Raw genomic sequence first — 25,237 nt, 5'->3', positions numbered from 1 at the left:
AGACCCGATTATCCACGCGAGATCGCTGTCCCGGCTGCGTCCTTTTACTCACCTGAGGAGTAACGGCCGGCACAGAGACCCGTACCGGCCGTGACGCCGCGAAACCTCAGCCGAACAGCGCGGGAAGTGCCGCCGTGTGCGTCTCCCGCAGCTCCTCGACGGGAACCTCGAACACGTCCTTGACCACCAGGGAGTCCCCGCCGGTCACGCCGAGCCCGTAGCAGGGCACCTCGTGCCGCCCGCACAACGAGGCGAACTCCTCGTAGGACTCGGGCCGCACCACGACCAGCGCCCGCGAGGCCGACTCGCTGAACAGGCCGGTGAAGGCGTCGCCGTGCAGCTCCACCGTGGCCCCGACGCCGCGCGCCAGGCACGACTCGGCCAGCGCGATGGCGAGCCCGCCGTCCGACAGGTCGTGCGAGCCCTCCAGCAGCCCGCGGCGGGCCGCCTCCACCAGCACGGTGGCCAGCGCCTTCTCCGCCTCCAGCACCGCCTGCGGCGGCAGCCCGCCCAGGTGGCGGTGCTCGACGTGGGCCCACTCCGAGCCGCCGAACTCCTCCGAGGTGTCGCCGAGCAGCACCACCCGCAGCCCGTCCGCGACGAACCCGGTCGGCACCCGCTTGGCCACGTCGTCGATGACGCCGAGCACGCCCACGACCGGCGTCGGGTGGATGGCCGTCGAACCGGTCTGGTTGTAGAAGGAGACGTTGCCGCCGGTGACCGGCACGCCCAGCGTCCTGCACGCGTCGGCCAGGCCACGGGTGGCCTCGGCGAACTGCCACATGACCTCGGGGTCCTCGGGGGAGCCGAAGTTGAGGCAGTTGGTGACGGCCAGCGGCTCCGCGCCGGTCACGGCCACGTTCCGGTACGCCTCGGCCAGCGCGAGCTGAGCGCCCGCGTACGGGTCGAGCTTGGCGTAACGGCCGTTGCCGTCGGTGGACAGCGCGATGCCCCTCGTGGTCGGCTCTGCGCCCTCCATGACCTCGGAGATCCGCACCATTCCGGCGTCGGCGGGCTGGGCCAGCACGGTGTTGGAACGCACGTAGCGGTCGTACTGGCCGGTCACCCACTCCTTGGAGGCCAGGTTGGGCGAGCCGAGCAGCTTGAGCAGGGTGGCCCGCAGGTCGGCGGGCCCGGCGGGCCGCTCCAGCCGGTCGGGCGTGTCGGCGTTGAGCGCGACCTGCCCGGCGGGCTCGTGGAAGGGCCGCTCGTAGACCGGGCCGTCGTCGGCGGCGGTGCCCGGCGGGATGTCCACGATGACCTCGCCGTCCCAGGTCATGACCAGGCGGCCGGTGTCGGTGACCTCGCCGATGACGGTGGCGGGCACGTCCCACTTCTCGCAGACCGCCAGGAAGGCGGGGATGTCGTCGGGGCGGACGACCGCCATCATGCGCTCCTGCGACTCGCTCATGAGGATCTCCTCGGGCCTGAGCGAGGGGTCGCGCAACGGGACCAGGTTGAGGTCCACCGCCATGCCGCCGGTGCCCTTGGCGGCCAGCTCGGTGGTGGCGCAGGAGACGCCGGCCGCGCCGAGGTCCTGGATGCCGACGACGACGTCGGCCGCGTACAGCTCCAGGCAGCACTCAATCAGCAGCTTCTCCATGAACGGGTCGCCCACCTGCACGGCGGGCCGCTTGGCCTGCGACTCGTCCTCGAAGGTCGCGGAGGCCAGCACCGACGCGCCGCCGATGCCGTCAGGGCCGGTCGAAGCGCCGAACAACACCACCTTGTTGCCGGGCCCTGGCGCGGTGGCCAGCTTGATCTGGTCCTTGCGCAGCAGGCCCACGCACAGCGCGTTGACCAGCGGGTTGCCGATGTAGCAGGGGTCGAAGACGACCTCGCCGCCGATGTTGGGCAGGCCCAGGCAGTTGCCGTAGCTGCTGATGCCCTCCACTACGCCGGGCAGCACCCGGCGGGTGTCCACGGCGTCCGCGCCGCCGAAGCGCAGCGCGTCCATGACGGCGATCGGGCGCGCGCCCATGGACATGATGTCGCGCACGATCCCGCCGACGCCGGTGGCCGCGCCCTGGTGCGGCTCGACGTAGGACGGGTGGTTGTGCGACTCGATCTTGAACGTGGCCGCCCAGCCGTCGCCGATGTCCACCACGCCCGCGTTCTCGCCCATGCCCACCAGCAGCGCCTCGGACTTGGGCGCCTTCGTGGCGAACTGCCTCAGATGCACCTTGGAGGACTTGTACGAGCAGTGCTCGGACCACATGACGCTGTAGATCGCCAGCTCGGAGCCGGTCGGGCGGCGGCCCAGGATCTCCTTGACCCGGTCGTACTCGTCCTGCTTCATCCCCAGCTCGGCGAAGGGCATCGCCTCGTCGGGGGTCTGCGCCGCCCGCTGCACACTGTCTGTCATGCGTTCACCAGGTTCTTCAGTACGGAGGTGAAGATGCCGAGGCCGTCGGTGCTCGGGGCGCCGACCAGGTCCTCCACGGCGTGCTCCGGGTGCGGCATGAGGCCGACCACGTTGCCCGCCTCGTTGCGGATGCCGGCGATGTCGTTGAGCGAGCCGTTGGGGTTGCCCAGGTAGCGGAACACCACGTGGCCGCCCGCCTCCAGCGCCGCCAGCGTGTCCTCGGAGGCCACGTAGCGGCCCTCACCGTGCTTGATCGGCAGCACGATCTCCTGGTCACGCTCGAACGAGCCGGTCCAGGCGGTCGCCGTCTGCTCGACCTTGAGCCGCTGGTCGCGGCACACGTAGTGCAGCGAGGCGTTGCGGGTCAGCGCGCCGGGCAGCAGGTGCGCCTCGCACAGGATCTGGAACCCGTTGCAGGTGCCGATCACGGGCAGGCCCGCCTTCGCGGCCGGGACCAGCTCGTCCATGAGCGGCGCGAACCTGGAGATGGCGCCGCAGCGCAGGTAGTCGCCGTAGGAGAAGCCGCCGGGCAGGAAGACGGCGTCAACCCCCTTCAGGTCGTGGTCGGCGTGCCACAGCGGGACCGCCTGCGCGCCCACGAGGCCGACGGCCCTGGCCGCGTCCTGGTCGTCGAGAGTTCCTGGAAACGTGACTACGCCCACACGCGTAGCGCTCATGACTGTCGTCCCCTCCGGAGGAATGCGCGCCTCACCGTCCCTTCGGGGCGGACGGCGGTGTCATCAGGTTATCGGGTGCGCCCGGGTGGTCGGCATCGGCTCGCCTGCCGGGTGAACGTACAGGTCAGACCGCTGCGCGCGGGAACGGGCGGCGGCCGGGTCGGACTGCAGCGAGCTCGCGGTGACGGGCGTCGGTCGGGTCGGACCGCTGCGAGCTCGCGGGGACGGGCGTCGGTCGGGTCAGACCGCTGCGAGCTCGCGGGGACGGGCGTCGGCGCCGTCGTCCCAGGCGAGGTGCTTGCGCAGGTGGACCGTGGTGCCCCGGCCCGGCGTGATGCCGAAGGAGATCTCATCGACGACCGAGCGCATGATCAGCAGGCCACGGCCGTTCTCGGTGTCGGGGGGAGGAAAGTGCGCGGGCATCGTCGGAACCCCGACGCCGTTGTCGGCCACGCGCACGTCGCACTGGCCGGCGCCGATCGCCGCCGACACCTCGTAGCGGTTCGCCGGCCCTCCGTGCCGGACCGCGTTGGAGCACGCCTCGGAGACCGCGAGCAACATGTCGGAGATGCACGTCTCGCTCACGTTGAGCGAACGCATCGCATCACCTAGCACTCGCCTGACCATCGGTATGCCGATCGCATCCCGAGGCAGAGCCAAAGAGAACTCAATATCCACCGGACTCCTCCGGGCGCCGCAATGTCACCTGGAGTAGGTTTCCCTGAGAAAACGGGGCTAACCGCAAAATCACGTTGTTGTTATTTAGTGTTGGCACGCCCGTGGCATTGTGGCACGTCGCAACCGCGCTTTAACCGCCCTAGGGGAAATCAGGGCGGCAAAAGTGCCTTCTAGTCCTCCACCCGGACGCTGTAGTCCTCGATGACCGTGTTGGCCAGCAGCGTTTCGGCCATCTTGCGGACCTCCTCCAGCGCCGCGTCGTCGGCCGGGCCCTCAAGCTCGACCTCGAAGCGCTTGCCCTGGCGCACGGCCGAGACGCCGGAGAAGCCGAGCCGGGGCAGCGCTCTGGCGATCGCCTGGCCCTGCGGGTCGAGGATCTCGGGCTTCAACATGACGTCCACGATGACGCGGGCCACTGCGTTCCTCCTGGAAGCGGGTGGTGGTTGGGAAGCACAGCCTACCGGCGCGTGTGGTCGCCGACACAACGGGAACGGGGAGGGCATGGGGCTTGCGCACTGGACTGTGATGTCTGCCACGATGGCCCCAAAAGCGTCCGAACTACCACCTCCCGGTTCGGCGTTAGGTAAGGCTGGCCTAATGTGGCAACCCCACTGACGACCAGCCCCGACCAGCAGGAGTGGCGCATGACCAACGACGCCTCAAGCGGTGCGGGGGCACCTCCTGAGCTTGTCCAGTTGCTCACCCCCGAGGGTGAGCGGGTCGAGCATCCCGACTACGACATTGATCTGACTTCGGAGGAGATCCGGTCGCTCTACCGCGACCTGGTGCTCGTCCGGCGCATCGACCTGGAGGCCGTGGCGCTCCAGCGCCAGGGCGAGCTGGGCATCTGGGCCTCGCTGCTCGGCCAGGAGGCCGCCCAGATCGGCTCGGGGCGCGCGCTGACCGACTCCGACATGGCCTTTCCCACCTACCGCGAGCACGGTGTGGCCTGGTGCCGCGATGTGGACCCCGTGAAGCTCCTCGGCCTGTTCAGGGGGGTCAACCACGGCGGGTGGGATCCCAAGGAGCACAACTTCCACCTGTACACGATCGTGATCGGCAGCCAGACGCTGCACGCGGTCGGCTACGCGATGGGCATCCAGCGTGACGACGCCAACGCCGCGACCATCGTCTACTTCGGCGACGGCGCCACCTCCCAGGGCGACGTCAACGAGTCCTTCATCTGGGCCAGCGTGTTCAACGCGCCGGTCGTGTTCTTCTGCCAGAACAACCAGTGGGCCATCTCCGAGCCCCTGGAGAAGCAGACCCGCATCCCCCTCTACCGCAGGGCCTCCGGCTTCGGGTTCCCCGGGATCAGGGTGGACGGCAACGACGTGTTCGCCTGCCTGGCCGTGACGCGCAAGGCGCTCGAAGCCGCACGTACGGGGCAGGGGCCGACGCTCATCGAGGCGTTCACGTACCGGATGGGCGCCCACACCACCACCGACGACCCCACGCGCTACCGGGTGGCCAGCGAGCTGGAGGCGTGGAAGCTCAAGGACCCGATCGAGCGGGTCAAGGCGTACCTGTTCAGGAACGAGCTGGCCGACCAGGCGTTCTTCGACTCCGTTGACGCCGAGGCCGACCAGCTCGGCGCGGACCTGCGGCGGCGCTGCCTGGTCATGCCCGACCCCGAGCCGCTCGACATGTTCGACCACGTCTACAGCGAGCCCCACCCCCTGATCGACCGGGAACGCGCCGAGTTCGCCGCCTATTTGGAGGGGTTTGCGCAGTGACCGTTTTGAGCTTGTCCAAGGCCCTGAACGAGGGCATGCGCAAGGCGATGGAGGACGACCCCAAGGTCCTCATCATGGGCGAGGACGTCGGCAAGCTGGGCGGCGTGTTCCGGGTCACCGACGGCCTGCAGAAGGACTTCGGCGAGGACCGCGTCATCGACACGCCGCTGGCCGAGTCGGGCATCATCGGCACCGCGATCGGGCTGGCGCTGCGCGGTTACCGGCCGGTGTGCGAGATCCAGTTCGACGGGTTCGTCTTCCCGGCCGCCGACCAGATCATCACGCAGCTCGCCAAGATGCCGATGCGCTCGCTGGGCGCGATCAGGCTGCCGGTCGTCGTACGCATTCCGTGCGGCGGCGGCATCGGCGCGGTCGAGCACCACAGCGAGTCGCCGGAGGCGTACTTCACCCACACGGCCGGACTGCGCGTCGTCGCCTGCTCCAACCCGGCCGACGCCTACACCATGATTCAGCAGGCCATCCGCAGTGACGACCCGGTGATCTTCTTCGAGCCCAAGCGCCGCTACTGGGAGAAGGCCGACATCGACACCGCCTCCACCGACTGGTGGACGCCGCTGCACACCGCCAAGGTCGTACGCCCCGGCCGCGACGTCACGCTGCTGGCCTACGGCCCCATGGTCAAGACCTGCCTGGAGGCCGCCACGGCGGCCGAGGACGACGGGCGCTCGCTGGAGGTCATCGACCTGCGCTCGCTCAACCCGCTGGACGAGCCGGTGGTGATGGAGTCCGTACGCCGCACCGGGCGGGTCATCGTCGTACACGAGGCGCCCGTCAACAGCGGCTTCGGCGCTGAGCTCGCGGCCCGGATCACCGAGCAGTGCTTCTACCACCTGGAGTCGCCCGTGCTGCGGGTCGGCGGCCTCTCCACCCCCTACCCCCCATCGAAACTGGAGGAGCACTACCTGCCCGACCTGGACCGGGTGCTCGACGCCGTCGACCGGGCCTTCGGGTACTGAGGGGGTTTGCCCAGATGAGACGCGAGTTCAAGCTCCCTGACGTCGGGGAGGGACTGACGGAGGCCGAGATCGTGCGCTGGCACGTCAAGGCCGGTGATGCCGTCAAGGTCAACCAGATCGTCGTGGACATCGAGACGGCCAAGTCCATCGTCGAGCTGCCGATCCCGTGGGACGGGGTGGTGGCCGACCTGATGGCCGGCGAGGGCGACACGGTCGACGTGGGCCGCCCCATCATCGCCGTGGACACCACCGAACCCGGCTCACCACCGACCGACGGCACCGGCACGGGCAGGCCGTCCACCGCCGACGCCCCTCCCGGGGAGGCAACACCGGCGTCCGACGGACCTTCCGGAACGTCACCCCAGCCCGACGGACCTTCCGGGACGTCAGCCCGGCCGGGCGGACCTTCCGGCACGAAGGCGGCGTCCGGGGCCGACGCCCTGGCCGAAGACCTGGTCCCGACACCTCCCGCCGAGGGCGCGGTCGAACCGGGCGCCCACGGCAGCCCGGCCCCCAAGGAGGAACGCCAGGCGGTCCTGGTCGGCTACGGCGTCAAAACCGGCGCCACCAAACGCCGCCCCCGCAAGACCACCTCAACCGGCGCCCCCACCAACCCGGTCGCCAACCCATCCCGCGTAGAGGTAGCCGGCGCCCTACCCACCCCTGGCGCGCCGGCCACACCGGCGGCGGGCGCACAGTCCGTCGCCACCCCCGTCACTCCCGGTGCCGGGTCGGCGGGGAGTGGTGCGGCGGAGTCCGGCGCAACGCACACGGTGCTCAGCCGAGTAGCAGTCCTGGCCAAGCCCCCGGTCCGCAAACTGGCCAAAGACCTAGGCGTGGACCTGACGACCATCACCGGCACAGGCCCCCAGGGCTCGATCACCCGCGACGACATCCACGCAGCGGCCACCGAGCCCCAACCCGAGCCCCAACCTCAGGAAAAGGCACCCACCGGCGGCGAAGAGCGCATCCCCATCAAGGGCGTCCGCAAGATGACCGCCCAAGCCATGATCACCAGCGCCTTCACCGCCCCCCACGTAACCGTCTTCCTCCAGGTGGACATGACGGCCACGATGGAGGCGATCCAGCGCCTACGCACGGTAGAGGACTTCGCCGACACCAAGGTCTCCCCCCTGCTCCTGATCGCCAAGGCGGTCCTGACAGCGGCAAAACGCCACCCCATGATCAACTCAACCTGGGACGACCAGGCCGAGGAGATCGTGATCAAGCGCTACGTCAACCTCGGGATCGCCGCCGCCACCCCCCGCGGCCTCCTGGTCCCCAACATCAAGAACGCCCAGAACCTGTCACTGCCCGACCTGGCCACCGCACTGACCCAGCTAACGGAGACAGCCAGAGCAGGACGCACCCAACCGGCAGAGATGTCCGGCGGCACCATCACCATCTCCAACGTCGGCGTCTTCGGCGTGGACACCGGCACCCCGATCCTCAACCCCGGCGAGTCCGCCATCCTCGCCATCGGCCAGATCAGGGACCAGCCGTGGGCGGTGAACGGCGAACTGGCCATACGCAAGGTGACAACCCTGTCCCTCTCCTTCGACCACCGCATCATCGACGGCGAACTGGGCTCACTGTTCCTGCGCGACGTCGGCGCGATGCTGGAAGACCCCATCCGCATGCTCGCCTGGACCTGACACAGACGGGAAAGAGTACGGCGACCGCCGGGAGGACCCCTCCCCCGGCGATCGCCGTACGGTGTGGGGACGCCCGCACCCATTGACCTCAGAGCACCGAGAGCCCGCCCTGATACATCGATAAAGTGATCCGCATGATTCGCCACATCGTGCTGTTCACCTGGACCGAGGACGCGACCGCCGACCAGAAGGCCGCCGTGACGTCCGAGCTGCGCAAACTCCCCGGCCTGATCCCGCAGTTGCGCAACTACACGGTGGGCCCCGACGCGGGCATCAACCAGGGCAACCACGACTACGCGGTGGTGGCCGACTTCGACAACGTCGAGGACTACGTGCTCTACCGCGACCACCCGGACCACCAGTCGGTGATCGCCGAGTACATCAAGCCGATCCTGGCGACCCGCGCCGCCGTACAGCTCAGCCTTTAGCGCTTCTTATGGGGGCACGGCGGCCTTACAGAGCGGCCGCCGTGTCTCGGAGCAGTGTCCGTGCATCTTCGCCGTACAGGGCGACCGTCGAAAGATCGTTGAGCAACTGGGTGTAGGTTTCCATGTCGCGCGGGTCGGTCAGTGTCAGCTCGGATGTGTAGGTCTCGATCACCACCCGCTCGCCATCGAAGATCGCGAAGCCATGAAGGGCGATGCGAGGAAGTTCCGCTGACCACGGCACGATGCCGAGTCGTACGTTCGTCAGCGTTGAGATGTTGGCCAGCCGATCGAGCTGAGCTCGCATGATCTCGACAGGACCGAGCTTGACTCGCAATGCGGCCTCGGTGATCAGAAACTCGAAGTGATGGCCGGTGGCGTAGAGCAGTGTCTGACGCTCCATGCGGGCGGCGACCGCTCGGATCATCTCCTCCTCGGTGAGGAACATGCTCCGTGCGCAGACCTGCCGCGCATACTCGGCGGTCTGGAGCAGGCCGGGCACCACGGCCGGATGAAACGATCTACGGATCGCCGTGGCGCGCTCCCGCTCGGCCAACATGGCCTGCTTCGCCTCTCCCCGGCCACCTGACCTGCGCCAAGATGCGATGTCCGTGGTGATGCGTGCCAGCTCATCGAGCACATCTTCCTGTACTTCGCTGTCCAGGCCAATCGCTTCGGCGAGTCTGCTCACCATGTCGACGGACGGCAACATCTTACCCGTCTCGATCTTGCTGATGGTGGGCTGTGTGACGCCGGCCGCCGCCGCCAGCCGCTTACCGCTTATGCCTGCGACCTCACGAAGCCCACGCATACGTTCGCCGAACTGATGGAGTTGACGTGACCGGTAGTCATCCATCCCGCCATAATGCCAGCGGACGTGCGGCTTGCCAGATAAGGTCCCGCGCGAGGACGTATGCCTGCGCATTCCCCTCGCACAGCTCGCGCTCGATCAAAACTCCATCGGCGGAGTAGCGCATGAGCACGACCAGGGTCTCGTCGAACAGCCAGAAGTCGGTGTCGGGCATCCCTTCGGGCACCCGCTCGCGCTCGACGAGCCGGATCTCCTCGCCGAAGGTGGCGTTGCGTTCGTAGGCCTCCATCTCCCAGCGGACGTATTCGGTGATCGGCGGCTCGATCACGTGTACACGACGCATCCGGACACCCTTGGAGACCAGCAGCTTGACGCGTTCCTGCCAGGGCGTCACGTCAGCAGGCCAATCCAATCCCGCTCGCCATGCGGCAAGTCGCGCCTCCTCGCCCGCGACCTTGTACGACTGGCGAACTTCCAGCCGGAACACGTCACGGATCGAGGAGGCGAACAGCTCGCCCAGGTTCGCTGAGATCACAGGCCCTGCAAGATGGCAAAGGGGACTTCTACGGCCGTCTCGCCGTCCGGCGTGGTGATCGCGTTGAACACGTCGCCCTGCACGACGTACGTTCCGCGCTCGGTCTTGAACACCTTGGGGCAGTCGTCACCCTCGCAACCGCGTACCTGGATCATGCAGTGTCTCCGCTCCGCTCGCCCGATGTATGCCTATCGAAGGTAGCTGCGCAGGCATACGCGCACAAGAGGAGTGCGGTTCATATGTCAAAGTAGGTATCGCCGCCTGGAATCACTCCTCTGGAGAGGCATAGTGAGGCATACTTCAGAGGCATAGTCAGTACAGACGCTGCCGGAGGGGGCACCAGTGAAAGTGGATTACAAGCGCGAAGTCGGCGAGTGGTCCGAGGCCACCGCTCGCGAACTCGGAGAGATCTGGCGCGGCATCATCGTTGGAGAGCGTCCGCACTGGACGCCGGGCCCGGCTCCGAAGCGGCATCCCAAGGCTGACGACCACATCGTCTGGGTGATGGCCGCTGACGAGGCCACCTTGCTTCTTCAGATGCTTCGCAGGGCCTGTGCGGAGTAGCCGTGCCTACGGATCCTGACCTCGGTTGTCTGGCTCCTCACCTTGGTCGGCCGTTCGAGGGATACATGAGGATTCACTGGCTCAAACCGGTTGGCTGGGCGACCCCCAGTATCCGCACTCGCCGATTCACTTGCGCATGTCAATCGGTGTCGTACGAGTTTGGTCAGGCCGGAGGGAGGTTTGCCATCCAGCGAACGGTCAAGGCCGCCGACGATCTCATCGTCGAACGGACACCACTCATGCGTTTCGCGGAGGCGGATCGCTTGTGGTCGGCCATCTTCGCGGGCGTCGCCCGGTGATCAATCGTGTGTGGTCAACCCAAGGCGTTCAGCCTGTAGTTTGGACCTGACGAACTCCAGGAGCCGGCCCGCGTCAGTTGCGGCCCCGATCTCCCGGCGTGATCCAGTTGAACGTCCGCCTCAGTACGGGCGGCGGCTCAGAGGTCGGGCGGGTTGTTCTCGCGGTGCATCAGGCGGCCCTCGGAGGTCTGACCCCTCCGGGGGGCCAGCACGATGCTCAACACAATCCCCACCCCGCCAACGATCATGAAGATCAGGCCGATCACATCCATGTGGACGCTCTGGCCGAACACATCGGGCTCGATCGCGAACCTCAGGATGGCGCCAAGCGTGAGGAAGAAGATGCTTACCCCGACACCCATGACGACCTCCAGGCAAATGGCTAGTACAGCCACGGTCATACCCGGCTATCGTTGATCACACCCGTAAGATCTCAGGCGAGGCACGACAACGGCTCGCCGCCGTTGTAGGTGATCATGTCGGAGATGGCGGTGAACAGGTCGATCGGCGCGCCGAGGGGTTGCCCGTCGAGTTCGGCGTAGGCGCGGTGCAGATTGCCCACGATGCGCTCGGAGTCCAGCAGTTCGCCCCACCGGCCGAGGTCCGTCTGCCTGGCCGCCTCCAGCGGCGCCAGCCCCGCCTCCTTGCCCCGCCTGGCGGTCTCCTGGACGAAGCGCAGATAGGATTCGACCGGTTCGTACGCCTCGGGCCCGCACACCTCACCGTGCCCCGGCACGACCGTCTCCGCCTCCAGCTCCCTGAGCTGCTCCAGCGCCCGCAACATCCCGGCCACCGAACCCATGACCACGAACGGCGTACCACCGTTGAAGATCAGGTCACCGGCGAACAGCAGCCGCCGCTCGGGGATCCACACGAAGGAGTCGTTGGTGGTGTGCGCGGCGTACCCGACATGCCGGACCTCGCACCGCAACTCATCGGAGTACACGGTGATCCGGTCGGTATAGGTGAGGAACGGCGGCGTCGGCTCCATCTTCCCCCACTCCACCCCGGCCGACCACGCGGCGCGGTAGGCGGGCACGCCCTCGGCGATGATCTGCTCGCGCACGCCCTCGTGCCCGACGATCGTGGCCTCGGGGAAGAGCCAGTTGCCGAACGTGTGGTCCCCGTGGTGGTGGGTGTTGATCAGCGTGGTGACCGGCCGGTCGCTGACCTTGCCGATGGCCTCGCGAAAGGCACGGGTACGGCGCTCGGTCGCGCAGGAGTCGATGGCGATGACGCCGCGCCGGCCGGCCAGGAACCCGGTGTTGTTGATCCACCAGCTCCCGTCCGGTTGCAGGTAGGCGTAGACGCCGTCAGACACCTCTTCGACGCGCGGCGGCGGCAGGGGATGGTCGTGCGAAGACGAACTCATGCCGCGAACGTAACCCGCCGCGAGGCCCGTCCGACCGTTACTTTCGGATAAATGACCGGACGCCCGCACGAATGGCGGGCGTCCGGTGCGACTGCCGCGGGTGGCAGTGGCTCAGTGCATCAGAAGGCCTCTTCCGGCAGCTCCATGAGCTCCTGGCCGGTCGAGTCGAGCACGCGCCGCTCGGCGGCCAGCCGGGGCAGCACGGTCTTGGCGAAGAACGACGCCGCCCCTACCTTGCCCAGGTAGAACGGGTCCTCGCCGCCGGCCAGCTTGGCCAGCGCCACCTCGGCCTGGCGCAGCAGCAGCCAGCCGATGACCAGGTCGCCCAGCGCGAGCAGGAACCTGGTGGTGTTCAGCCCGACCTTGTAGACCTCCGAGGGCGTCTCCAGCGAGCCGAGCGCCCAGCCCGCCATGGTGTCGCCCATGGCCTTGACCTCGGCGGCGGCCTCGGTGAGCAGCTTGCGCTCCTCCTTGAGCCGGCCGTTGCCCGCCTCGGAGCCGGCGAACTCGTTGATCTCGGCCAGCAGCGCGCCGATCGCCGCGCCCTGGTTGCGCAGGACCTTCCTGAAGAACAGGTCCTGGCCCTGGATCGCGGTGGTGCCCTCGTACAGGGAGTCGATCTTGGCGTCCCTGATGTACTGCTCGATCGGGTAGTCCTGAAGGTAGCCGGAGCCGCCCAGGGTCTGCAACGAACGGGACAGCAGCTCGTACGACCTCTCGGACCCCACGCCCTTGACGATGGGCAGCAGCAGGTCGTTCATCGCGGCGGCGTGCCGGTCGGCGGGGTCGATGAGCAGCGTGTCCTGGAACGTGGCCGTGTAGAGCACCAGGGCGCGCATGCCCTCGACGTACGCCTTCTGCAACATCAGCTCGCGCCGCACGTCCGGGTGGTGGGTGACGCTCACCCGCGGCGCGGACTTGTCTGCCATCTTGGCCAGGTCCGCGCCCTGCACGCGCGACTTGGCGTACTCCAGGGCGTTCAGGTAGCCGGTGGACAGGGTGGCGATGGCCTTGGTGCCGACCATCATGCGGGCGTGCTCGATCACCATGAACATCTGCTTGATGCCCTCGTGCACGTCGCCGATCAGCCAGCCGACCGCCGGATGCCGGTCGCCGAAGGTCAGCTCGCAGGTCGTGGAGACCTTCAGGCCCATCTTCTTCTCGACGTTGGTGACGTAGACGCCGTTGCGCTCACCGAGCTCGCCGCTCTCCAGGTCCACGTGGTACTTCGGCACCAGGAACATCGACAGCCCCTTGGTGCCGGGGCCGTGGCCCTCGGGGCGGGCCAGCACCAGGTGGAAGATGTTCTCGGTCATGTCCTGCTCGGCGCTGGTGATGAAGCGCTTGACGCCCTCGATGTGCCAGCTCCCGTCGGGCTGCCGCACCGCCTTGGTACGCCCGGCGCCCACGTCGGAGCCGGCGTCCGGCTCGGTGAGCACCATGGTGGCGCCCCAGTTGCGCTCGATGGCCAGTTCGGCGAAGCGCTTCTGCTCGGGGGTGCCGACCTGCCACATGGTGTAGGCGAAGTTGGGCCCGGCCCCGTACATGTACAACGCCGGGTTGGCGCCGAGCACCATCTCGGCCAGGGCCCAGGCCAGGCTGCGCGGAATGCCGGGGCCGCCCAGCTCGGTCGGCAGGTCGATGTTCGCCCAGCCGCCGTCGATCAGCGCCTTGTACGACTTCTTGAAGCCATCGGGGATGGTCACGGAGGACGTGGCCGCGTCGAACACCGGCGGGTTCCTGTCGCCCTCTTCGAAAGAGTCGGCGAGAACACCGGTCGCCAGCCGGTTCATCTCGTCGAGAATGCTGCGCACGGTGTCCTCGTCCAGCTCCGCGAAGGGGCCGGCGCCGAGGACCTCATGCCTTCCGAAAACCTCGAAGAGGTTGAATTCCAGGTCACGCACGTTGCTCTTGTAGTGGCCCATGGGCGTCGATCTCCTTGAACCGAGACTTCTCTACTGGCCAGTAACCTTACTCTGGAATGCTACCCGCGGGTAACCCCTGCCATGCATGGCATGCTCGTCTCCATGGACGCCGAAGAACTGGCCGCCAGGTGGCGGGAGCGCCTGGAATCCTGGGCGATTCCGGACGAGATCCTGGCCAAGGCCCCCGCGGATCCGTGGAGTCACTCGCCTGAGAGGTTCGGCACCCGTACGGACAGGGCACTGGCCGAAGTCGACGACGGGCCCACCATGACGCGCCTGTCCGAGGGGCTGCCGGAGAAGGGCACGCTGCTCGACGTGGGCTCGGGTCCCGGCGCCTCCTCCCTGCCGCTGCACGGGCGCATCGGCCACCTCTACGCGGTGGACACCTCGGCATCCATGCTCGAAGGTCTGAAGGGCCGGGCGGACAATCTCGGCGTTCCGGTCACCACGGTCGAGGGCCGCTGGCCCGACGTCTGCGACCAGGTGCCGGTGGCCGACGCCACCATCGCGGCGCACGTCGTCTACAACGTGCCCGACCTGGCCGACTTCCTGAAGGCGCTGGACGACCGTACGCAGGGACGGGTGGTGCTGGAGTTGCCGCACCGCCACCCCATGAGCTGGATGGCCCCGCTGTGGCAACACTTCCACGGCGTCGATCGGCCGGTACGTCCCATCGCGGAGGACTGCGTGGCGCTGGCGGCGGCGCTCGGATTCGCCGTCCAGGTGGAGGAGCGGGAATCCCCGCTGGAACGTTTCACCTCGCTGGAGGAGCTGGCCTCCTCCGCGTGCCGCCGGGTCTGCCTCGACCCCGCACGGGCGGATGAGGTGGCGGCGACGGTGCTCGAACTCGGCATGTGGCCGATGCCGCGTGACCGATGGGTCACGATCTGGTGGGAATGACGGACGTGCCCGCCGCGTTCCACTGAACGAGCTCAGCTCCCGGACGAGACGCGCCGTACCCGGATCGCCAAGACGACGCACCCCAGTCAGTCTCGTCTTTCATGGAGTGCTCAGCATGGCGTGGATCTTTCTCGTGGTGGCCGGCGTCTTCGAGGTCGCCATGGCCCTCTCACTCAAGCTCAGCAACGGCTTCACCAGCCTGTGGTGGACGTTGTCGTTCCTGGGCACGGCCGTGCTGAGCTTCGGACTGCTCTCGTACGCGCTCAAGTCCCTGGAGGTCGGCACCGCCTACGCGGTCTGGACCGGCGTCGGCGCGGCGGGCACGGCCATTCTCGGCATGATCGCCATGGGCGACGACGTGTCGCTGCCGCGGCTCATCTCCATCGCGCTCATCCTGGCCGGCGTCATCGGGCTGCGAACACTGGCTTGACGCCTTTGGTGGTGTCGCGGTTGGGTTGCCCAATGATCGAGATTCATGCCGTCACCATTGACGCCAAGGACCCGTACGAGATCGCGAGCTGGTGGAGCAGGGCCACCGGCCTGCCCCTGGGAGACGATGACGAGCCCGGGGACGACGAGATCATGCTCGCCACCGAGCGGTATCCGTTCTTCCTGTTCATCCGCGTGCCGGAGGGCAAGACCGTCAAGAACCGGATCCACCTCGACGTCAACGGGATCGACGGCAGAACTCGTGACCAGGAGGTCGAGCGCCTGACTGAGATGGGCGCGACCATCGCCGACGACCGGCGCACCCCCGAGGGCACCGGTTGGGTCGTCATGCTCGACCCCGAGGGCAACGAGTTCTGCGTCTGCAGGAGTAAGGCGGAGAAGGGCGAACAGTAGGGTCACCGGGCGGATCGCGCTCGTCCCTGCATCGTGAGCGTCACGATCCCGGCGATCAGGTAGACGAGCGCGCCGTGCCAGAGCGCGTCCCACGCCGACCCGAACACCCCCTCACCGTCGAGCACGAGCTGGACCGGGTAGTCCAGAGCGGCGACGATGCCCGCGGGCAGCAGCGCGAACTTGAACGGATGCTTGAGCGCCCAGATCCTGGCCTGGCGCGTCACGCGGTCGCCTTCCTGCGGCTTGGACACCGCACCGATCGCGGCGATCAGCGCGAACAGGCTGATCCCCACGCCCAGCGACCACACCAGACCGGCACCGCCGGTGAGCACGCCGACCCCGAAGGTGACGGCGGCCGCGACGCCGCCGCCAATGGCGGCGGTCTTCCAAGGAGCACCGCGAAGCGCGGCGCCGGACAGCGAGACCTCATCGCGTCGACTGATTTCGTTCATGCCTTCATGCTGCCTTTTGTCCGCCCCTGAAGGCATCGGGGTCCGACCCTGAGCTGTCCCTGGCTTCCGGGGGCTGCGCCGAGAGTGGCCGGAGGGAGTCCTGACATGATGCGGGAATGTCTGACATCGAAATTGTGCCACTTCGCGCTGATGAGGGGGAGCGGCTGCGGGAGGTGCGGCTGCGGGCGTTGCGGGACGCGCCGGACGCGTTCGGCTCCTCCTATGACCGCGAGATCGAGTTCCCGCCCGAGAAGTGGGCCGAAAGGCTGAAAAATCCGGACTCGCGGTGGTGGGTGGCCACGCGTGACGGCGGCGACGTGGGGCTGGTGTGCGTGCTGCTGGAGGACGGCGGGGCGGCGGCGCACCTGCTGTCGATGTGGGTGGCGCCCGAGGCCAGGACGGGTGGTGTCGGGTCCCGGCTGGTGGATGCCGCCCTCGCGTGGGCCAGGAGCATGCAGGCGGAGGAGATCGGCCTGTGGGCGGTGGACCGGAATCAGGCGGCCCGCGCGCTCTACACCCGTAAGGGGTTCACGCCGAGTGGCAAGGTCATGGCGCTGCCGTCCAACCCGGCCCTGATGGAGTCCCACTACGTGTTGTCCCTGCTCTTCCGTCAGGCCCGCGCCGAGGACGTCCCGGCGATCGTGGCGATGCTGGCCGACGATCCGCTGGGGGCCGCGCGGGAGGGCGACCCGGGAGACGGGCGCTACCTCGCGGCGTTCGAGCGCATCGACGCCGACCCCGACGACGAGCTGATCGTGGCCGAGCGCGACGGCAAGGTGGTGGGCACGATGCAGCTCACGTACCTGGCGGGGTTGTCGCGGCTGGGTTCGGAGCGGTGCCAGATCGAGGCGGTCAGGGTCGCCGCGTCCACCCGGGGTCAGGGGCTGGGCCGCAAGATGATCGTGTGGGCGATCGGCAGGGCGCGGGCGCGCGGCTGCGCGATGGTGCAGCTCACCTCCGACAAGTCACGTACGGACGCGCACCGCTTCTACGACTCCCTCGGCTTCACCGACTCCCACGTCGGCTACAAGCTCAAACTGGACTGATCTCCACCAGGTTGTCGTGGTAGGCGGGCCCCATGCCCATGTCCCCGTCCCGCTCGGCCACGACGGCGTTCGGGTTGGCGCCGCCGGGGCTGAGCTTGGGCCAGCGGCCCTTCGTCGAGGCCACCACCCCGGCCGACACCCGGTCGCTGATCTCCACGTCCGCCTGGAACTCGCCGCCGTCGTTGTGCACGCGTACCCGCTGCCCGTGCGACAGCCCGCGCGCCGCCGCGTCGGCCGGGTTGACCAGCACCACGGGGTCCTTGGCGCGGCGGCGCAACTCGGGGTTGTTGCCGAAGGTGGTGTTGAGGAACGTGTGCGAGGCGGGCGTGACGAGCGTCAGCGTTCCCTGCCCCGCCGTGGCCGTGTGGGACGGCACGTACGCCTTGCCCGGCTGCGGGAAGCGCAACCGCCCCGAACGCGTCGGGAAGCCCTCGGCGAACGGCGCGAACGGCTGCGGGTAGTTCATCCGCACCCAGCCCTCCTTGCGCAGCCTGTCCAGGGTGATGCCCTCCAGGGAGGGGTGCCCGCTGGTCAGGAGCTGCTCGGCCAGCTCCAGGTCGGAGTCGTACAACGACGGCTCGGTCATCCCCATGTGCGCGGCCAGCCGGCGGAACGTCTCCGTCGTGGACAGGCACTCGCCCGGCGGCCGGACGGCCTGCTCGTTCCACATCAGGTAAAGGTGGCCGTAGCCGGCGTGCAGGTCGTGGTGCTCGGTCTGCATGGTGGCGGGCAGCACGATGTCGGCGTAGTCCACGGTGTCGGTCGGGAACTGCTCCATGACCACCGTGAACAGGTCCTCGCGCATGAGCCGCCGCCTGATGGCATTGGCGTCGGGGGAGGAGCCGACCGGGTTGGCCGCGTACACCCACAGGCATTTGACCGACTCGTCCAGCTGGGAGGCCAGCTTGGTCATCACCAGCGTGCGCACCGGCTCGGCCAGCAGGTCCTGTCGCCTGTCGATGTTGAGGTGGACGTGGCCGCTGGTGGAGAAGGCGAGGCCGCCGCCGGGGTGGCGCCAGTCGCCGGTGACGCCGGGGATCGCGGCGATCGTGCGCAGCGCGGTGCCGCCGCCCGCGTGCCGCTGCAGTCCGTGCGTGGCGCGCAGCGCGGTCGGACGGGTGTGGGCCAGGCGCATCCCCAGCCTGTGGACGGACTCGGCGGGAATCCCGGTGATCTCGGCCACCCGCTCGACCGGGTGGCGCAGGATCTCCTCGCGGAAGTCGTCCCATCCCTCGGTGTGCTCGGCCAGGAACTCCTCGTCCTGCGCGTTCTCGGCCAGCACGACGTTGAGCAGCCCGAGCGCGAGCGCCGCGTCCGTGCCGGGCCTGATCGCCAGGTGTTCGTCGGCCTGGTCGGCCGTCCTGGTGCGGATCGGGTCGATGGCGACGATGTGGGCGCCGTTCGCGCGGGCGTCCTGGATGAACTTCCACAGGTGGTGGCCGCTGGTCAGCGTGTTGGTGCCCCAGAGCAGGATCAGCTTGGACAGGGCGAAGTTCTCGGGGTCCATGCCGGCCGGGGTGCCGTTCGTACGGAACAGCCCGCTGTTGCCGGCCGAGGAGCAGATGTTGAGCCAGTGCTTGGAGGCGCCCAGCGTGTTCCAGAACCGCCGGCCCGCCACGCCCTCGCAACCCTGTAGGTAGCCCAGCGTGCCGGTGCCCAGGTAGGGCCAGATGGCCTGGCCGCCGTGTTCCTCGACGATGCCGCGCAGCCGTACGGAGATCTCCTCCAGCGCCTCCTCCCAGGAGATGCGCTCGAACCGGCCCGAGCCCTTCGGCCCGACGCGGCGCATGGGGTACAGGATGCGGTCGCCGGCCCGGGTCTGCTCCAGGTAGCGGTTGACCTTCACGCACAGCGCACCCCTGGTGTAGGGGTGGTCGGGGTTGCCGCGCAGCTTGACGGCCTCGCCGTTCTCGACGGTCACCACCCATGAGCAGCCATCCGGGCAGTCCAGCGGACACGCCCCCAAAACCCTCAAATCACCCGACATAGGACACAGCCTACGTGCACCCGCCACCGTAAATTCGGAGGTGAACAGTGGGAACCCCAACGTGTAGCCTGCCCCTGCGACTACTGCGGGGACGATTGAGCACACTGGAAGTCAGGGTTCGTACGCTCCGGCACAGGAAGGTGCAGAATCGCGGTCAGTGGCCGATATCAGGGAACGAGACGACACGGAGGACCTCTCGGAGGGGGATCCAGCCGTGGCCGAGTCACGCGTGGACAACGACATCTACGTTGTTGAGCCGCTGCTGCCGCAGCGTCTGCGCCGCCCCTCCGACCTGCTCCGCTTCTTCGCCACGCTCATGGTCCTCGGCGTGGTCATCCTGCTCGCCCTGGTCGGCAAGCAGACCCTGATCGGGCTGGAGGCCGACGTCCAGGACGGCGCCGAACTCGTACCGGTGCTGCCCAGGATCGCCGCCTTCCTCGGCGGCGCGGCCGTGCTCATCGTGCCCGTGGCCTTCGCGGTCGAGCGCGTCTTCCACCGCGACGGCCTGCGCGTCGCCGAAGGACTGATCGCGGCCATCGTCGGCATGGCCGGCTCGTTCCTGCTCGGGCAGTGGCTCGTCGCCGGCAACGTCGACGACCTGCGCGTGCTGCTCACCGGCGACAGACAGATCGAGCCGCTCAACACGCTGCTCACCTCCGTGATCGCCTACGCCACCGCCGTCCGCATCTCCCGCCGCCCCACCTGGCGGATGCTGATGTGGACCACGATCGCGCTCTACATCCTGGCCTTCTTCTCCGGCCGCCAGATCACCATCCCCAGCGCCATCGTCACCGTCGTGGTCGGCATGGCCATCGGCTACGCCACCCTGTACGGCGTCGGCAGCCCCAACACCAGGCCCGCCGGCAGCGCCGTGGTCGCCGCCCTGCGCAAGTTGTCCTTCGTGCCCGTCTCCGCGCGCCGCGTCGAGGACGACCACCAGGGCAGCCGCCGCTACGCCATCGGCCTCAGGGACGGCTCCAGCCTCGACGTCACCGTGCTCGACCGCGACCGGCAGGTGGCCGGGCTGCCGTACCGGTTGTGGCGGCGCATCAGGCTCAACTCCGAGACCAGGCGGCGCGCCATCCGTTCGCTGCGGGCGGAGCTCGAACGCGAGGCGCTCATGGCGTACGCGGCCCAGGCCGCCGGCGCCAGCACCCCGCGCCTGCTCGGCACCAGCGAGATCGGCACCGAGGCCGCGCTGCTCGCCTACGAGCACATCGAGACGCGCCCCCTCGACGAGGTGCCCGACGCGGAGATCGACGACGAACTGCTCGCCCAGATCTGGGAGCAGGTCGAACTGCTGCAGATCCAGCGCCTGGCGCACCGGCGACTGACCGGCGACGGCATCCACCTCGACGGCGCCGGCCGCGTCGTGCTCACCGACGCGCGCAGCGGCGAGATCGCCGCCGGAGACCTGCTCCTGCGCCTCGACGTCGCCCAGCTCCTCACCTACCTGGCGCTGCGCGTGGGCCCGGAACGCTCGGTCCGCGCCGCGGCCAACGTGATGGGCCGCGACGCGCTGGCCGCCGCCATGCCGCTGCTCCAGCAGATCGCGCTGACCAGGGAGACCAGGTCGGCGGTGGCCAAGGCCAAGAACGTGCTACCAGGCATCCGCGAGCACATCGTCGCGCTCAAGCCGCAGGGCAAGGTCGAGGAGGTGCGCCTCGAACGGTTCAAGCCGCGCACCCTGATCACGATCATCGCCAGCGCCATCGCCGCCTACATCGTGTTGTCCCAGCTCAGCCAGGTCAACGTCTACGACGTCGTCACCACGGCCAACTGGGCCTGGTCGGGGCTGGCGCTGGTGGCCTCCGCCTGCAGCTTCGTGGCCGCCGCGCTCATGTTGCGCGGGTTCGTGCCCGAGCACCTGCCGCTCTGGCGCACCGTGCTGGTGCAGCTCGCGTCCTCGTTCGTCAAGCTCGTCGCGCCCGCCGCGGTCGGCGGCGTCGCGATCAACACCCGCTACCTGCAAAAACGCGGCATCTCACCGTCCAGCGCGGTGGCCAGCGTGGGCGCGTCGCAGCTCATCATGCTGGTCTTCCACATCGCGCTGCTGGCCCTGTTCGCCTACATCACCGGCTCCACCACGCCCACCTCGTTCGTGCCCTCGCGCGGGCTCGTCCTGGTGCTGCTCGGGGTCGCGGTGCTGGTCGTGGCCGTGCTCGGCGTGCCGCCACTGCGCAGGCTGGTGACCTCGCGCCTGCACAAGCTCTTCTCGAACGTGTTGCCGCGGCTGCTCGACGTGCTGCAGTCGCCGCGCAAGATGATCGAGGCGTCCATCGGCACCCTCATGATCACCATCACGTTCGTGATCTGCCTGGACGCCTGCGTGGCCGCGTTCGGCGGCGAGCTCAGCTTCACCGCCGTCGCGGTCGTGTTCCTGACGGCCAACGCGATCGGCTCGGCCGCGCCCACACCTGGCGGTCTGGGCGCGGTCGAGGTCGCGCTCGTGGGCGGCCTGACGGTGGCGGGCGTGCCCGCCGAACTGGCCACCTCGGCGGTGCTGCTGCACCGGCTGCTCACGTTCTGGCTGCCGGTGCTCCCGGGCTGGGCCGCCTTCACCTACCTGCAGCGGAACGAGCTTCTGTAATTTTGTCGATGGCCTGCAGCTCGTCCTCCGTGAAGGCCGGGCCGTCCACGCACGCCACGTTGTCCTCCAGCTGCTTGACGCTGCTGGCGCCGATCAGCACGCTCGTCACCCTCGGGTCCCGCATCGCCCACGACAGCGCCATCTGGGCCAGCGTCTGCCCCCTGGTCTTCGCGATCTCGTTCAGGTCGCGCGCCAGGTCCCTGTCGATCCGGTCGGCGTTCAGGAACCGGCTCGTGGCCGCCCGCGAGTCCGCCGGCACCCCGTCCAGGTAACGGTCGGTCAGCAGCCCCTGCGCCAGCGGCGAGAACACGATGCAGCCCATCCCCGCCTCCTCCAGCGCGTCCAGCAGCCCGTCCTCGATCCACCGGTTGATCATCGAGTAGGACGGCTGGTGGATGAGCAGCGGCGTGCCCAGCTCACGCATGATCCGCGCGGCCTGGGCGGTCTGCTCGGCCGAGTAGTTGGAGATGCCCGCGTACAGCGCCTTGCCCGAGCGCACCGCCCGGTCCAGCGCGCCCATGGTCTCCTCCAGCGGCGTCTCCGGGTCGGGACGGTGGCTGTAGAAGATGTCCACGTAGTCCAGGCCCATGCGCTTGAGCGACTGGTCGAGGCTGGCCAGCACGTACTTGCGCGAACCCCACTCGCCGTAGGGGCCCGGCCACATGTCATAGCCGGCCTTGGTGGAGATGATCAGTTCGTCCCGGTACGCGGTGAAGTCGTCGCGCATGATCCGGCCGAAGTTCTGCTCCGCGGAGCCGTACGGCACCCCGTAGTTGTTGGCCAGGTCGAAGTGCGTCACGCCGAGGTCGAAGGCCCGGCGCAGGATCGCCCGCGAGTTCTCGATCGGCCGGTTGTCGCCGAAGTTGTGCCACAGGCCCAGCGAGACCGCGGGCAGCTTGAGCCCGCTGCGCCCGCTGCGGTTGTACGGCTGGCGCTCATAGCGCCCGTCGTCGGCCTGATACGTCATGATGTACCCCTTTCAATGATCCAGGACAGCGCGAACGCCTCCTCCCGCCAGGCGTCGTAACGCCCGCTGCGACCGCCGTGCCCCGCGCCCATCTCCGTCTTCAGCAGGAACGGCCCGCCGGCGGCGGTGGCGCGCAGCCGGGCGATCCACTTCGCCGGCTCGTGGTAGAGCACGCGGGTGTCGTTCAGGCTGGTGATCGCCAGAATCGGCGGGTACGGCCTGCCGTCCACGTTCTCGTACGGCGTATAGCTCTTCATATAGGCGTATACGTCGGCATTGTGCAGAGGATCGCCCCACTCGTCCCATTCGATCACGGTCAGCGGGAGGGACGGGTCGAGGATGGTGTTCAGCGCGTCCACGAACGGCACCTCGGCCACGACGCCCGCGAACTCCTCCGGCGCCAGGTTCGCCGCCGCGCCCATCAGCAGCCCGCCCGCCGAACCACCCCTGGCGATGATGCGCTCGCTCCAGCCGGACGCCTTCAGGTGCCCGGCCACCGCCACGAAGTCGGTGAACGTGTTGCGCTTCCTGGTCAGCTTGCCTTCCTCGTACCAACGGCGGCCCATCTCACCGCCGCCCCGCACGTGCGCCACCGCGAAGGCGAACCCCCGGTCGAGCAGCGACAACCTCGGGACGGAGAAGCCCGGGTCCATGGAGGACTCGTAGCTGCCGTACCCGTACAGCACGGTCGGGGCCGGCTTGGCCGTGTCCTTGCGCTTGACGATGGAGACCGGGATCTTCGTGCCGTCCTCGGCCGTGGCCCACTCGCGGAACTGCTCGTAGTCGGCCGGGTCGTAGCCGCCCAGCACCGGGCGCTGCTTGAGCAGGATCAGCTCGTGGCTGTCCAGCTCGTAGTCGTACACGCTGGAGGGCGTGACCATGCTCGTGTACCCCAGCCGCAGCCGCCCCGTCGTGAACTCGGGGTTACCGGCCGGGCCGACGTCGTAGAGCGGCTCGGGGAAGTCGATCTCGTACGCGTTCCGCTCGGACGCCTCCACCCGCTCGCGCCAGGTGCCCCCGCCCGCGCCGTACGGCAGGACCCGCAGCCCGGTCAGCCCGTCGCGGCGGAAGTGCACCACGGAGTGGCCGGCGAACGCGTCGATCTCCAGCAGCCTGGTGTCCTCGCGGTGCGCGATCAGCGGGGTCCACGTGCCGGGGTCGTCGAGCGGGGCGGTGGCCAGCTCGAAGTTCTCGGCGTTCTCGTTGTGCAGGATGTAGAAGAAGTCGCCGGCGTGCTCGACGCCGTACTCGACCCCGGTCTTCCTGGGCCGCACGAGCGTGAACTCGCCGGTGGGGTCGAGGGCGTCGAGCAGCCGCACCTCACTGGTGATCTTGCTGCCCGCGCCCAGCACCAGGTACTTCTCGCTGCGGGTCAGCCCGATGCCGACCCAGTAACGCTCGTCGCTCTCCTCGTAGACCAGCACGTCCTCCTGGGTGCCCAGGGTGTGCCGATAGACCTGGTACGGGCGCCAGGCGTCGTCCACGCGCGTGTAGAAGTACGCCGAGCCGTCGGCCGCCCAGGCGCCGCCGTAGAAGATGTCCTCGATCTCGTCGGGGAGCAGCTCACCGGTCTCAAGGTTCTTGAACTTCAGAGTGAAACGCTCGGCGCCCTTGAAGTCGGTCGAGAAGGCCAGCATCTTCCCGTCGGGGGTGACGGAGCTGGTGCCCATCGAGAAGAACTCGCTGTCGCCGGCGAGCTCGTTGCCGTCGAGGATGACCTGCTCGCGGTCGAGCCGCACGCCCGGGGTGATCACCGGCGGCGCGTCGCCGTCGGCGGGGACCCGGCAGGAGACGGCGTACTGCTTGCCCTCCTCGGTACGCGAGAAGTACCACCACGAGCCCTTGCGGCTGGGCACGGAGAGGTCGGTCTCCTGGGTGCGGCCCTTGATCTCCTGGAAGACCTGCTCCTGGAGCTCGGCGAGGTGAGCGGTCTCGAGTTTGAGAAAGTCGTTCTCCGCCTCCAGATATGCGGTCGTGTCCGGATCTTCCTTGTTGCCCAGCCAGGCGTACTCGTCGATGACGGTGTCGCCGTGATGTGTGCGCTCCGTGGGGATCTTCTTCGCCACTGGCGGCGTGTTGCTGCTCACGTGGGGAGTCTATGTTCGGTTGTGATCGTTCCGTTGCCGGAGAAGTCGGTGATCGGGCCCGAGGGCTCAGGAGCGCTGCTAATCTTTAGAAGCCGACGCGGTGCGGCGCAACCTCCTCCTTCACTCCGGTGACTTTGGTGTGTTGTGCCGTGGAATGTCGGTAATCCCGTATGACGCGCCGGTCCGGCGATCGATTCGCAAGTCGGACGAAGGGCTGGTAAGTTAGAGGGGTTGTCCTCGAAAGGGGGCGCCGCTTAATTCCCGCAGGTCGAGCGAGTCCGGTCAATTTGACAGGAACTTGAACGGCTGAGAGAGTTAAGACACAACGAACGAACGGAAAACGCCT

25 protein-coding genes, 1 pseudogene and 1 riboswitch are annotated in these 25,237 nt (G+C 68.4%); of the genes and pseudogenes, 12 read left to right on the top strand and 14 right to left on the bottom strand.

The genetic code is table 11. The features are described 5' to 3' along the window. Nucleotides 1-106: 106 nt before the first annotated feature. The 4 genes from purL to purS form a co-directional block, all read right to left on the bottom strand. Entirely contained in the window at nt 107-2,365 is a 2,259-nt protein-coding gene (purL, locus tag AB0I81_RS50445; protein WP_360674296.1) for a phosphoribosylformylglycinamidine synthase subunit PurL, read from the bottom strand. After that, entirely contained in the window at nt 2,362-3,042 is a 681-nt protein-coding gene (gene purQ, locus AB0I81_RS50440) for a phosphoribosylformylglycinamidine synthase subunit PurQ (protein ID WP_360674293.1), read from the bottom strand. Before purQ ends, purL begins: the two co-directional genes overlap by 4 nt. A 240-nt stretch (nt 3,043-3,282) precedes the next feature. After that, entirely contained in the window at nt 3,283-3,669 is a 387-nt protein-coding gene (locus AB0I81_RS50435; RefSeq protein WP_360674290.1) for an ATP-binding protein, read from the bottom strand. 221 nt (nt 3,670-3,890) lie between these two features. After that, nucleotides 3,891-4,136 (bottom strand): phosphoribosylformylglycinamidine synthase subunit PurS, encoded by a 246-nt coding sequence (gene purS, locus AB0I81_RS50430; protein WP_360674287.1) that lies wholly within the window; start codon nt 4,134-4,136, stop codon nt 3,891-3,893. A gap of 228 nt (nt 4,137-4,364) precedes the next feature. On the opposite strand from purS, the gene pdhA reads away from it, so the two are divergent. The 4 genes from pdhA (at nt 4,365) to AB0I81_RS50410 (ending at nt 8,516) form a co-directional block, all read left to right on the top strand. Continuing rightward, entirely contained in the window at nt 4,365-5,456 is a 1,092-nt protein-coding gene (pdhA, locus tag AB0I81_RS50425) for a pyruvate dehydrogenase (acetyl-transferring) E1 component subunit alpha (RefSeq protein WP_360674613.1), read from the top strand. After that, nucleotides 5,453-6,433, top strand: coding sequence for an alpha-ketoacid dehydrogenase subunit beta (locus tag AB0I81_RS50420; protein ID WP_360674284.1), 981 nt, complete (start codon nt 5,453-5,455; stop codon nt 6,431-6,433). The genes pdhA and AB0I81_RS50420 overlap by 4 nt, the downstream gene beginning before the upstream one ends. 14 nt (nt 6,434-6,447) lie before the next feature. Next, the gene (locus tag AB0I81_RS50415) at nt 6,448-8,088 is read left to right on the top strand and encodes a 2-oxo acid dehydrogenase subunit E2 (RefSeq protein ID WP_360674281.1); all 1,641 of its coding nucleotides are present in this window, start codon (nt 6,448-6,450) and stop codon (nt 8,086-8,088) included. A gap of 134 nt (nt 8,089-8,222) precedes the next feature. Then, entirely contained in the window at nt 8,223-8,516 is a 294-nt protein-coding gene (locus AB0I81_RS50410) for a Dabb family protein (RefSeq protein ID WP_360674278.1), read from the top strand. 25 nt (nt 8,517-8,541) lie between these two features. Here AB0I81_RS50410 and AB0I81_RS50405 read toward each other — a convergent pair whose 3' ends face one another. The 3 genes from AB0I81_RS50405 to AB0I81_RS50395 are packed head-to-tail and all read right to left on the bottom strand — an operon-like array spanning nt 8,542 to nt 10,014. Continuing rightward, entirely contained in the window at nt 8,542-9,369 is an 828-nt protein-coding gene (locus tag AB0I81_RS50405; protein ID WP_360674275.1) for a helix-turn-helix transcriptional regulator, read from the bottom strand. Next, nucleotides 9,362-9,859, bottom strand: a complete 498-nt coding sequence (locus AB0I81_RS50400; protein WP_360674272.1) for a DUF6879 family protein — start codon at nt 9,857-9,859, stop codon at nt 9,362-9,364. Before AB0I81_RS50400 ends, AB0I81_RS50405 begins: the two co-directional genes overlap by 8 nt. After that, complete coding sequence (locus tag AB0I81_RS50395) at nt 9,856-10,014, bottom strand: hypothetical protein (RefSeq protein WP_360674269.1); 159 nt, start codon at nt 10,012-10,014, stop codon at nt 9,856-9,858. Before AB0I81_RS50395 ends, AB0I81_RS50400 begins: the two co-directional genes overlap by 4 nt. A gap of 187 nt (nt 10,015-10,201) precedes the next feature. Here AB0I81_RS50395 and AB0I81_RS50390 point away from each other — a divergent pair, with 187 nt between their 5' ends. Together AB0I81_RS50390 and AB0I81_RS50385 are read left to right on the top strand one after the other, a co-directional pair. Then, complete coding sequence (locus tag AB0I81_RS50390; RefSeq protein ID WP_360674266.1) at nt 10,202-10,423, top strand: hypothetical protein; 222 nt, start codon at nt 10,202-10,204, stop codon at nt 10,421-10,423. A gap of 146 nt (nt 10,424-10,569) precedes the next feature. After that, nucleotides 10,570-10,722 (top strand): hypothetical protein, encoded by a 153-nt coding sequence (locus AB0I81_RS50385; protein WP_360674263.1) that lies wholly within the window; start codon nt 10,570-10,572, stop codon nt 10,720-10,722. Between the two features lie 137 nt (nt 10,723-10,859). Here the strand turns inward: AB0I81_RS50385 and AB0I81_RS50380 are convergent, their stop codons facing one another. From AB0I81_RS50380 to AB0I81_RS50370, 3 genes are all read right to left on the bottom strand, one after another. Continuing rightward, nucleotides 10,860-11,123, bottom strand: a complete 264-nt coding sequence (locus AB0I81_RS50380) for a hypothetical protein (RefSeq protein WP_360674260.1) — start codon at nt 11,121-11,123, stop codon at nt 10,860-10,862. 32 nt (nt 11,124-11,155) lie between these two features. Further along, a complete protein-coding gene (locus AB0I81_RS50375) occupies nt 11,156-12,094 on the bottom strand; it encodes an MBL fold metallo-hydrolase (protein ID WP_360674257.1) in 939 nt (312 codons plus the stop codon). A 119-nt stretch (nt 12,095-12,213) separates the two neighbouring features. After that, nucleotides 12,214-14,019: an acyl-CoA dehydrogenase gene (locus AB0I81_RS50370; RefSeq protein WP_360674254.1), complete on the bottom strand. Its 1,806-nt coding sequence runs from the start codon at nt 14,017-14,019 to the stop codon at nt 12,214-12,216. A 102-nt stretch (nt 14,020-14,121) separates the two neighbouring features. Between AB0I81_RS50370 and AB0I81_RS50365 the strand changes: the two genes are divergently transcribed. From AB0I81_RS50365 to AB0I81_RS50355, 3 genes are all read left to right on the top strand, one after another. Next, entirely contained in the window at nt 14,122-14,919 is a 798-nt protein-coding gene (locus AB0I81_RS50365; RefSeq protein ID WP_360674251.1) for a class I SAM-dependent methyltransferase, read from the top strand. A gap of 25 nt (nt 14,920-14,944) precedes the next feature. Next, nucleotides 14,945-15,001: riboswitch (guanidine-III (ykkC-III) riboswitch) on the top strand. Between the two features lie 33 nt (nt 15,002-15,034). Beyond that, nucleotides 15,035-15,349: a multidrug efflux SMR transporter gene (locus tag AB0I81_RS50360; protein ID WP_360674248.1), complete on the top strand. Its 315-nt coding sequence runs from the start codon at nt 15,035-15,037 to the stop codon at nt 15,347-15,349. Between the two features lie 32 nt (nt 15,350-15,381). Further along, a complete protein-coding gene (locus tag AB0I81_RS50355) occupies nt 15,382-15,762 on the top strand; it encodes a VOC family protein (RefSeq protein WP_360674245.1) in 381 nt (126 codons plus the stop codon). A gap of 2 nt (nt 15,763-15,764) precedes the next feature. Here AB0I81_RS50355 and AB0I81_RS50350 read toward each other — a convergent pair whose 3' ends face one another. Then, nucleotides 15,765-16,214, bottom strand: a complete 450-nt coding sequence (locus AB0I81_RS50350) for a hypothetical protein (RefSeq protein ID WP_360674242.1) — start codon at nt 16,212-16,214, stop codon at nt 15,765-15,767. 116 nt (nt 16,215-16,330) lie between these two features. Here AB0I81_RS50350 and AB0I81_RS50345 point away from each other — a divergent pair. Further along, nucleotides 16,331-16,747 (top strand): annotated as a pseudogene (locus AB0I81_RS50345) (GNAT family N-acetyltransferase); the annotation flags it as partial. 42 nt (nt 16,748-16,789) lie between these two features. After that, nucleotides 16,790-17,260: a GNAT family N-acetyltransferase gene (locus AB0I81_RS50340; RefSeq protein ID WP_360674610.1), complete on the top strand. Its 471-nt coding sequence runs from the start codon at nt 16,790-16,792 to the stop codon at nt 17,258-17,260. Here AB0I81_RS50340 and AB0I81_RS50335 read toward each other — a convergent pair. Next, a complete protein-coding gene (locus AB0I81_RS50335) occupies nt 17,247-19,247 on the bottom strand; it encodes a molybdopterin-dependent oxidoreductase (protein ID WP_360674239.1) in 2,001 nt (666 codons plus the stop codon). The genes AB0I81_RS50340 and AB0I81_RS50335 overlap by 14 nt on opposite strands. 214 nt (nt 19,248-19,461) lie before the next feature. Here AB0I81_RS50335 and AB0I81_RS50330 point away from each other — a divergent pair, with 214 nt between their 5' ends. Then, entirely contained in the window at nt 19,462-21,837 is a 2,376-nt protein-coding gene (locus tag AB0I81_RS50330; protein ID WP_360674236.1) for a lysylphosphatidylglycerol synthase transmembrane domain-containing protein, read from the top strand. Here AB0I81_RS50330 and mgrA read toward each other — a convergent pair. Both mgrA and AB0I81_RS50320 read right to left on the bottom strand, forming a co-directional pair. Beyond that, entirely contained in the window at nt 21,806-22,804 is a 999-nt protein-coding gene (gene mgrA, locus AB0I81_RS50325) for an L-glyceraldehyde 3-phosphate reductase (protein WP_360674233.1), read from the bottom strand. The two genes, AB0I81_RS50330 and mgrA, sit on opposite strands and share 32 nt — an antisense overlap. Further along, nucleotides 22,801-24,891, bottom strand: a complete 2,091-nt coding sequence (locus AB0I81_RS50320) for a S9 family peptidase (protein WP_360674230.1) — start codon at nt 24,889-24,891, stop codon at nt 22,801-22,803. Before AB0I81_RS50320 ends, mgrA begins: the two co-directional genes overlap by 4 nt. Nucleotides 24,892-25,237 lie beyond the last annotated feature (346 nt).

The sequence above is a fragment of the Nonomuraea sp. NPDC050404 genome, from assembly GCF_040655495.1.
Taxonomy (GTDB): domain Bacteria; phylum Actinomycetota; class Actinomycetes; order Streptosporangiales; family Streptosporangiaceae; genus Nonomuraea.
The sequence above is the reverse complement of the archived record's forward strand: the minus strand, read 5'-3'. Positions and strand labels throughout refer to the sequence as shown.

Coding starts and splice junctions, on each gene's coding strand:
- purL (WP_360674296.1), bottom strand. CDS start 2,365: ATGACAGACAGTGTGCAGCGGGCGGCGCAGACCCCCGACGAGGCGATG.
- purQ (WP_360674293.1), bottom strand. CDS start 3,042: ATGAGCGCTACGCGTGTGGGCGTAGTCACGTTTCCAGGAACTCTCGAC.
- AB0I81_RS50435 (WP_360674290.1), bottom strand. CDS start 3,669: ATGGTCAGGCGAGTGCTAGGTGATGCGATGCGTTCGCTCAACGTGAGC.
- pdhA (WP_360674613.1), top strand. CDS start 4,365: ATGACCAACGACGCCTCAAGCGGTGCGGGGGCACCTCCTGAGCTTGTC.
- AB0I81_RS50415 (WP_360674281.1), top strand. CDS start 6,448: ATGAGACGCGAGTTCAAGCTCCCTGACGTCGGGGAGGGACTGACGGAG.
- AB0I81_RS50410 (WP_360674278.1), top strand. CDS start 8,223: ATGATTCGCCACATCGTGCTGTTCACCTGGACCGAGGACGCGACCGCC.
- AB0I81_RS50405 (WP_360674275.1), bottom strand. CDS start 9,369: ATGGATGACTACCGGTCACGTCAACTCCATCAGTTCGGCGAACGTATG.
- AB0I81_RS50395 (WP_360674269.1), bottom strand. CDS start 10,014: ATGATCCAGGTACGCGGTTGCGAGGGTGACGACTGCCCCAAGGTGTTC.
- AB0I81_RS50380 (WP_360674260.1), bottom strand. CDS start 11,123: ATGACCGTGGCTGTACTAGCCATTTGCCTGGAGGTCGTCATGGGTGTC.
- AB0I81_RS50375 (WP_360674257.1), bottom strand. CDS start 12,094: ATGAGTTCGTCTTCGCACGACCATCCCCTGCCGCCGCCGCGCGTCGAA.
- AB0I81_RS50370 (WP_360674254.1), bottom strand. CDS start 14,019: ATGGGCCACTACAAGAGCAACGTGCGTGACCTGGAATTCAACCTCTTC.
- AB0I81_RS50365 (WP_360674251.1), top strand. CDS start 14,122: ATGGACGCCGAAGAACTGGCCGCCAGGTGGCGGGAGCGCCTGGAATCC.
- AB0I81_RS50360 (WP_360674248.1), top strand. CDS start 15,035: ATGGCGTGGATCTTTCTCGTGGTGGCCGGCGTCTTCGAGGTCGCCATG.
- AB0I81_RS50355 (WP_360674245.1), top strand. CDS start 15,382: ATGATCGAGATTCATGCCGTCACCATTGACGCCAAGGACCCGTACGAG.
- AB0I81_RS50350 (WP_360674242.1), bottom strand. CDS start 16,214: ATGAACGAAATCAGTCGACGCGATGAGGTCTCGCTGTCCGGCGCCGCG.
- AB0I81_RS50340 (WP_360674610.1), top strand. CDS start 16,790: ATGGAGTCCCACTACGTGTTGTCCCTGCTCTTCCGTCAGGCCCGCGCC.
- AB0I81_RS50335 (WP_360674239.1), bottom strand. CDS start 19,247: ATGTCGGGTGATTTGAGGGTTTTGGGGGCGTGTCCGCTGGACTGCCCG.
- mgrA (WP_360674233.1), bottom strand. CDS start 22,804: ATGACGTATCAGGCCGACGACGGGCGCTATGAGCGCCAGCCGTACAAC.